Origin of the sequence: Sedimentitalea sediminis, assembly GCF_042687825.1 — a bacterium.
Classification (GTDB): Bacteria; Pseudomonadota; Alphaproteobacteria; order Rhodobacterales; family Rhodobacteraceae; genus Sedimentitalea.
In genome coordinates this window covers 1-6,467 of record NZ_JBHUQE010000042.1, presented here as the reverse complement: position 1 = coordinate 6,467, position 6,467 = coordinate 1, and the positions used below count along the sequence as shown (strand labels likewise).

Genomic DNA, 6,467 nt, shown 5'->3' with positions numbered 1-6,467 from the left:
GCGGTCAGACCGGACGCTTACAATTGAGGGTCTGTTAGATCGCATCGTCAACACAACCAGCGAGTCGCTGATCAAGGCCTACGAGACGAAAGTTGAAAAGCTGGAACGGTCGAAGCTGCAAATGCTGGATCAAGCGGGCGACGCTTTGCCTCCGAAAGGCAGGTTCGACGACTTTATCGAACACACGATGACTTTTCTAGCAAGTCCTTGGAATATATACGATAAAGGCAATTTGGCCTTGAAGAGAACAGTGCTGAAACTGTGCTTCACGGAGCCTTTGCGGTACTGTCGTGAAAACGGTTATCGAACCGCTAAAACCACCTTTCCCTTCAAGGTGTTAGCGGATTTTTCCAACCAAAAGTGCGGAATGGTGGGCGACCCTGGAATCGAACCAGGCGTGCGTCTCCGCGAGGGAGTTACAGTCCCCTGCCACACCTTGCGGCCTGTCGCCCACTGTCTTGCGCATTGCGCCCGACGTGCAGGCGTGATTACAAGCGGCCCAAAGGGGCGTCAACAGAAAAATCCGCCGTTCGGATGCTTCGGGATTGGCAGTTTCGCCCTGGGGGTCGCGCAATGAAAAAACCCAAATGGGTGATCGAAAAGGAACAAGCCCGCAAGGCGCAGGGCGACGAAACCGTCTGGCTGTTCGGGCTGCACGCGGTGCGGGACGCGCTGGTCAATCCGAACCGGGTCAAGCTGCGCCTGATCGTGACGCGAAACGCCCGGGCAAAGCTGGAAGAAGCCATTGCCGCCGCCGGGATCGAGCCCGAAGAGGCGGATGCCCGACGGTTCAGCGCGCCCATCGATCCGGGTTCGGTGCATCAGGGCGCCGCGCTGCAGGTTCGGCCCCTGTCATGGGGCGGTATCAACGAGGTCTGCATCGGCGCCAAAGTGCCGCGCGTGATCCTGCTGGACCGGGTCACCGATCCGCATAATGTCGGCGCGATCCTGCGCAGCGCCGAGGTTCTGGGCGCCTCGGCGGTGATCGGCACGCGCCACCATTCCGCGCCGGAAACCGGGGCGCTGGCCAAGACCGCCAGTGGCGCTTTGGAGCGTCAGCCCTATCTGCGGGTGCGCAACCTGGCGGATACGATCGTCCAGCTGCAGGACATCGGTTATCTGGTGCTGGGGCTGGACGGCGAGGCCGACCAGACCATCGAGACCGCCCTGGCGGGGCGCTGGGACCGTCCGGTGGCACTGGTGCTGGGCGCCGAGGGGCCGGGATTGCGGCAAAAGACGCGGGACACCGTGGACCAACTGGTGCGGATCGACGCTGCCGGCGCTTTCGGCTCGCTCAATGTCTCGAATGCCGCGGCCGTGGCGCTCTATGCCTCGCGGCGCGCCTAAGGCGCCGCCGCAGATTCGTCGCGCAGGGTCGGCAGGAACCGCCCCTTGATCAGCCAGCTCAGCCCAAAGCCGGTCAGGGCCAGTGTCTCGAGGCCAAAGGTCAACCGCCAGCTGTCCCACCAGACATCCAGGCGCTGTGTCTGACTGGTGCTCAGCAACCATTGCGCGCAGCCGATCTTGGCGGCGATGGCTGCGACCGACAAGGCGATCAGCAAGCCTAGAACGCGATAGCAGCGGTTGCGCAACGCCTTGCGGCTGCCCGGACGGATCGGCCCGCACGAGGTCGAGCAATTGCCACGAGTGAAGACGAAGAACGAGAAATAGGCGAGAATTGCCAACATGATGCCAGCCAGGGACGCATGCAGTATCTGCAACGCCAACGGCACAGCTTCGGCGCTGGAAAAGGTGGAAAAGCTGGCCCAGAAGTCGTGACTGACCGTGCCGGTGACGCCTGTGCCTGCACGCGTGGCCGAGTCGCTCAGCCGGGGATTGGTCAGAAATACGCGGGCAACATCGGCGGGACGATAGGCGCAGCCAGAGTCGGTCGTCGGCACCAGCGCCACCCCCAGGGCACAGACGCCCGCCAGCTTGGCCAGCCACAGATCGTACCAGCGATGCTGCAGGTAGCCTTCGGTGTCCTGCGGCTTGAAACTGTAAAAGAAGGTCAACAACAGGCCGATGAACACCAGAGCGCCGACAAAGATGTCGCCGCCGACCCGGCTGAAATAATAGTGGCTGATCGAGGCCCTGAAACAGGTTCCGCCCATCGCGGTCATCACCAACAGCGACGCCGGCAGCAGAATGGCGACATATCCGACACCGCGGTTCACCCGGTGCAGGCTGATGGTAAAAGGCAGATCTTCGGGCAGGTTTGGCACGGCGCTTCCTCATTGTCCGGGGTCAGGGCGCCCGACAGGAAAGGCAAAACTGGTTTTCATATTGTAAATGGCACGTGCGGCCTCTTAATTCGGATCAGCAACCATCTATGCGGGGACAGATGCCACAGCCAACCAAGATCGCCACCTGCTGCTATTGCGGCACGCGCGCGGCGCTGATCCTGACCGGGCAGGTCCGCCATGAACTGTCCTGTGCGACCTGCGGGGCCCCCCTGCATGATCTCAAGATGCTGCGCCGCGACAGGTTGCCGCCGGCCCAGACTGGGCCTGCCACGCCCATGGATTTGCGATCGGTCCGGTCAGCCCTCGATGGCGGCCATGGCAAGACCGGCAAGACCGGCAAGGCGGGAAAACGGGGCGGGTCGGGAAAGAAACGCGGCAAGCCGGTGCGATCCAAGCCCAAGAAACACCGCAAGCGCGGCATGACCTGGCTGCTGAAAGAGACCATCGACGTGATCGAGGACCTGCTGGACTGACCTGCTGAAACATTGATCACAGGATCGCAAAAGCCACTTCACAACTGCGTTTCGCGGCTTTTCATGGCACGGCGCAATTGCCATTGTCGGGAAATGGCACGTATCGCTTTTTGGAGAATCTCGGGTTTGGCCCGGTTCGGCCCGCTGCTGGCGGTGCTATGGGCGCTGCTGGCACCGCTGCCGGCCCGTGCCCAAGAACCGGTTTTCAATTCCCGGAACGGTACGGCGATCGAAGGGTATGACGTTGTTGCCTATTTCACCGCCGGCGCGCCGCAGCCTGGCAAACCCGAGCATGCGGTGATCTGGAAAGGTGCGGTGTGGCAGTTCGTGTCGCCGGAACATCGCGAGATGTTCGAGGCCAATCCGCGGGCCTATGCGCCGCAATATGGCGGCTATTGCGCCTTTGGCGTGTCCCAGGGGATGATTCTGCACACTGACCCGGATGTCTGGCAGATTCGCGGCGGCAAGCTTTATTTGATTCACAACCCGTCCGTCTGGGTGCAATGGGTCGAGGACGTGCCCGGAAACATCGCCCGCGCGAATGCCAACTGGCCGCGTGTGCTGGCGGCGCGGTAAAGCCGGCTCACAGCTCTGCGAGCAGGGCTTTTGTGGCGGATGATCGCCCCTATATCGTCATTGTCCGCGAACTGGAACTCTCGCGGATAATTTCACTGTCCCTCGTTCCGAACTCAGCGCCCAGGGTATGTACTTGGGCGCTTTTTTGTTTGTCGCAAACCCGCTAGGTTGCGGCCATGACAGACTATTCCGATGATTTTCTCAGACAGGTTCTGAGCCGTACAAGGACCGTCGCCGTGGTCGGCGTGTCGATGAACCCGGTGCGTCCCAGCTATTATGTGGCGCGCTATCTCGGGCTCAAGGGGTATCGGGTGATCCCGGTCAACCCGGGGCATGCCGGCGAGCACCTGTTCGGCAACGCGGTCGTCGCGACATTGTCCGAGATCAGCGAAACCGTCGATATGGTCGACATCTTCCGCCGCTCCGAAGCCGTCCCCCAGATCGTGGACGAGGCGCTGGCGGCATTTCCCGACCTGCAGACCATCTGGATGCAGATCGGCGTCACCCATGCCGAAGCCGCTGCCCGGGCCGAGGCGCGCGGCGTCACGGTGATTCAGAACCGCTGCCCCAAGATCGAATACCAGCGCCTGTTCGGAGAACTGCGCATGGGCGGTTTTGCCACCGGCGTGATCTCGTCCAAACTGTGACTTGCTCTGTGCCTGGCGCGCAGAACGCGTACATATGCGGGTTTGCCGGAGAATGGTAGTGGAGGGGAAAGGCGGGTCGGCGAGTTCATTCTAAGTTCATTCTAGACCGCCCAAACCCGCCGCCAATCAGGAAAGTCAGATGCCGCGTTGCGGACCTTCGAAGGGATCCATTCGCAGAGACTGGAAAACCGAGGTTTTTTAAACTCACAATGGTTTTGTTGGGAAAATCGATCGCAGGGCAGACTCGCCCTTTACCGGAGGGGCTTATCCTGCCGGCTCTGTGACAGGTCTGCCAATATCAGCGTGGCGGCCGGGCACGGCGACGCGGCCCCGGATTTTCACGACCTGCCGATGAAAGCCTCTTGCCATTAAAGATCGGCATTTTTGCGGTTCAACTTGCTCTCGACGTGATTTCGGTTGCGATATCCGTTCCCTCGTTGCCAGACGGCACGCGCGATAAGAAGTCAGATTTTGGCCGCCTCGCTGACGGGGACGACGCCTCTACAAAACGGGTATTGAACAGGCCGAGTCGCTAGAAAGTGTAGAGCGAAGTGCTGAGCCGGATGTTTGGATGATTTTGTGAATTCCGCCAGCAAGTTGAAGGAGCGGCGGCGGGCTTTTGAGCAACTCTCCGCTGCCTGATGAATTCTCCCCTCTGCGGATATTCGATTGCCGCCTCCAGGGTCGACTTTGCGCCCCTGGATCGCCCAAATGGCTACTTCCCCTTCCGGGATGCCTTTTCGGCGATCCCGCTGGTGCCTTGTCGGCGGGCAAGTTCGTTCAGAACGTCATCCAGCGGCACTTCGCGCGCGGCCAGCATGACCAGCAGGTGATAGAGTACGTCAGCGGCCTCGGATGTCAGGCCGGCGCGGTCGCCCTTGACCGCTTCGATGATCGCCTCGATGGCCTCTTCGCCGAATTTCTCGGCACATTTTTCGGGGCCCTTGGCGAACAGTTTCGCGGTCCAGCTGCTGTCGGGATCGGCGCCCTTGCGCGCGGCGATGGTCGCGGCCAGGTCGTCCAGAACGCTCATGTCAGCCTCATCGGAATGCCGGCGGCGGCCATATGTTCCTTGGCCTGCCGGATTGTGAAATCGCCAAAGTGAAAGATCGAGGCGGCCAGCACCGCGCTGGCGCCACCCCTGGTCACCCCCTCGACCAGATGATCCAGCGTGCCGACGCCACCCGAGGCAATGACGGGCACGTTCACCGCGTCGGAGATGGCGCGGGTCAGGGGCAGGTTGAACCCGGCGCGGGTGCCGTCCCGGTCCATGCTGGTCAACAGGATTTCGCCGGCGCCTCTGGCCACCACGGTGCGGGCGAATTCAACTGCGTCGATGCCGGTGGGCTTGCGCCCGCCATGGGTAAAGATCTCCCATTTGCCGGGGCTGACGGTCTTGGCGTCGATCGCCACGACGATGCACTGGCTGCCGAACTGGTCGGCGGCCTCGGCCACCACATCGGGGCGGGCCACGGCGGCGGAATTAAAGCTGACCTTGTCGGCGCCCGCCAGCAACAGGTCACGCACGTCCTCGCGGCTGCGCACGCCGCCGCCGACGGTCAGCGGGATATAGCATTGTTCCGCCGTGCGCTGGACGACATCGAACATCGTGCCGCGGTTTTCATGTGTGGCGTGGATATCCAGAAAACACAGTTCGTCGGCACCCGCGGCATCATAGGCCTTGGCGCTTTCCACCGGATCGCCGGCATCGACCAGATCGACGAAATTCACGCCTTTGACGACACGGCCATCCGCCACGTCGAGGCAGGGAATGATCCGGGTCTTGAGCATCTAACCGCCGTCCTGTTCAGAGTCACAAAACCGTTTATTTGCAATTCCCGGTATTTGCCAGAGGATAGGGCAAGAATTCATTTAGGGGGAGACTGCCATGAAGAACCTGCTTGCCGCGTTGATATTGGTGATGACCGGGCTGCCGGCGCTGGCGACCGAGGATATCGTCCGGGTCAAGGCCGGCGCGGATGTGCCTGCCACGATGGACGCGCTAGAGGCCGCCGTGACCGGGGCAGGGGCCACGGTCTTTGCCCGTGTCGACCACGCAGGCGGGGCGGCCAAGGTCGACATGGACCTGGCCCCGGCGCAACTGCTGATCTTTGGCAATCCCAAGCTGGGCACGCCCGCGATGCAGGACGATCCGCTGGCCGGGCTCTACCTGCCGCTCAAGGTGCTGGTTTATCAGGATGCCGAGGGCCAGACGTGGCTGGCCTATGAGGATCCCAAGGAAATGCTGGATGGCCTGCAGGTGCCCGCCGATGCGGAATACCTGAAGAAGATGACCGGAGCATTGGCCAAGCTGACGGGCAAGGCCGCCGGTAACTGAATGCCACATCTCGGCCTTTTGGTCACTTGGGTAAAGATCCCGGGCGCTTCGCAACTTCCATCAGGTTGTTCAGAGACAAGCAACACGCCATGATCGACTCCTTGTTGGACAAACGTAGGAGCAAAATATGATTGCTTCTTTGAACGGCCTTGTTGCACAAATCTGCTGATGTGCGAGCTTCCCCCTT

At 61.5% G+C, this 6,467-nt stretch carries 8 protein-coding genes and 1 tRNA gene; 5 read left to right on the top strand and 4 right to left on the bottom strand.

Going from position 1 to position 6,467, the window contains the following annotated elements; genetic code table 11:
- Positions 1 to 368 precede the first annotated feature (368 nt).
- A tRNA-Tyr gene (locus tag ACFMPD_RS17150) sits at positions 369 to 452 on the bottom strand.
- Positions 453 to 573: 121 nt separating this feature from the next.
- Between ACFMPD_RS17150 and rlmB the strand changes: the two genes are divergently transcribed.
- Entirely contained in the window at positions 574 to 1,347 is a 774-nt protein-coding gene (gene rlmB, locus ACFMPD_RS17145) for a 23S rRNA (guanosine(2251)-2'-O)-methyltransferase RlmB (RefSeq protein WP_380997141.1), read from the top strand.
- Here the strand turns inward: rlmB and ACFMPD_RS17140 are convergent.
- On the bottom strand, positions 1,344 to 2,225 hold the full coding sequence (locus ACFMPD_RS17140; protein WP_380997139.1) for a hypothetical protein: 882 nt from the start codon (positions 2,223 to 2,225) through the stop codon (positions 1,344 to 1,346). The two genes, rlmB and ACFMPD_RS17140, sit on opposite strands and share 4 nt — an antisense overlap.
- A gap of 119 nt (positions 2,226 to 2,344) precedes the next feature.
- On the opposite strand from ACFMPD_RS17140, the gene ACFMPD_RS17135 reads away from it, so the two are divergent.
- The 3 genes from ACFMPD_RS17135 to ACFMPD_RS17125 all read left to right on the top strand — a co-directional run bounded on the left by ACFMPD_RS17135 (position 2,345) and on the right by ACFMPD_RS17125 (position 3,942).
- Positions 2,345 to 2,719, top strand: coding sequence for a hypothetical protein (locus ACFMPD_RS17135; RefSeq protein ID WP_380997136.1), 375 nt, complete (start codon positions 2,345 to 2,347; stop codon positions 2,717 to 2,719).
- A gap of 93 nt (positions 2,720 to 2,812) precedes the next feature.
- The gene (locus ACFMPD_RS17130; protein ID WP_380997133.1) at positions 2,813 to 3,295 is read left to right on the top strand and encodes a YHS domain-containing (seleno)protein; all 483 of its coding nucleotides are present in this window, start codon (positions 2,813 to 2,815) and stop codon (positions 3,293 to 3,295) included.
- Positions 3,296 to 3,471: 176 nt separating this feature from the next.
- A complete protein-coding gene (locus ACFMPD_RS17125) occupies positions 3,472 to 3,942 on the top strand; it encodes a CoA-binding protein (protein ID WP_380997130.1) in 471 nt (156 codons plus the stop codon).
- Between the two features lie 715 nt (positions 3,943 to 4,657).
- Here ACFMPD_RS17125 and ACFMPD_RS17120 read toward each other — a convergent pair.
- On the bottom strand, positions 4,658 to 4,975 hold the full coding sequence (locus tag ACFMPD_RS17120; protein WP_380997127.1) for a phosphoribosyl-ATP diphosphatase: 318 nt from the start codon (positions 4,973 to 4,975) through the stop codon (positions 4,658 to 4,660).
- On the bottom strand, positions 4,972 to 5,733 hold the full coding sequence (gene hisF / locus ACFMPD_RS17115) for an imidazole glycerol phosphate synthase subunit HisF (protein ID WP_380997125.1): 762 nt from the start codon (positions 5,731 to 5,733) through the stop codon (positions 4,972 to 4,974). Before hisF ends, ACFMPD_RS17120 begins: the two co-directional genes overlap by 4 nt.
- A gap of 97 nt (positions 5,734 to 5,830) precedes the next feature.
- On the opposite strand from hisF, the gene ACFMPD_RS17110 reads away from it, so the two are divergent.
- Positions 5,831 to 6,280 carry a DUF302 domain-containing protein gene (locus ACFMPD_RS17110; protein ID WP_380997123.1) on the top strand — a complete coding sequence of 150 codons (450 nt, stop codon included), beginning with the start codon at positions 5,831 to 5,833 and terminating at the stop codon, positions 6,278 to 6,280.
- Positions 6,281 to 6,467: the final 187 nt, after the last annotated feature.

Excerpts from the sequence above, each read along its gene's own strand:
- rlmB (WP_380997141.1), top strand. The coding sequence starts at position 574 with ATGAAAAAACCCAAATGGGTGATCGAAAAGGAACAAGCCCGCAAGGCG.
- ACFMPD_RS17135 (WP_380997136.1), top strand. The coding sequence starts at position 2,345 with ATGCCACAGCCAACCAAGATCGCCACCTGCTGCTATTGCGGCACGCGC.
- ACFMPD_RS17130 (WP_380997133.1), top strand. The coding sequence starts at position 2,813 with ATGGCACGTATCGCTTTTTGGAGAATCTCGGGTTTGGCCCGGTTCGGC.
- ACFMPD_RS17125 (WP_380997130.1), top strand. The coding sequence starts at position 3,472 with ATGACAGACTATTCCGATGATTTTCTCAGACAGGTTCTGAGCCGTACA.
- ACFMPD_RS17120 (WP_380997127.1), bottom strand. The coding sequence starts at position 4,975 with ATGAGCGTTCTGGACGACCTGGCCGCGACCATCGCCGCGCGCAAGGGC.
- hisF (WP_380997125.1), bottom strand. The coding sequence starts at position 5,733 with ATGCTCAAGACCCGGATCATTCCCTGCCTCGACGTGGCGGATGGCCGT.
- ACFMPD_RS17110 (WP_380997123.1), top strand. The coding sequence starts at position 5,831 with ATGAAGAACCTGCTTGCCGCGTTGATATTGGTGATGACCGGGCTGCCG.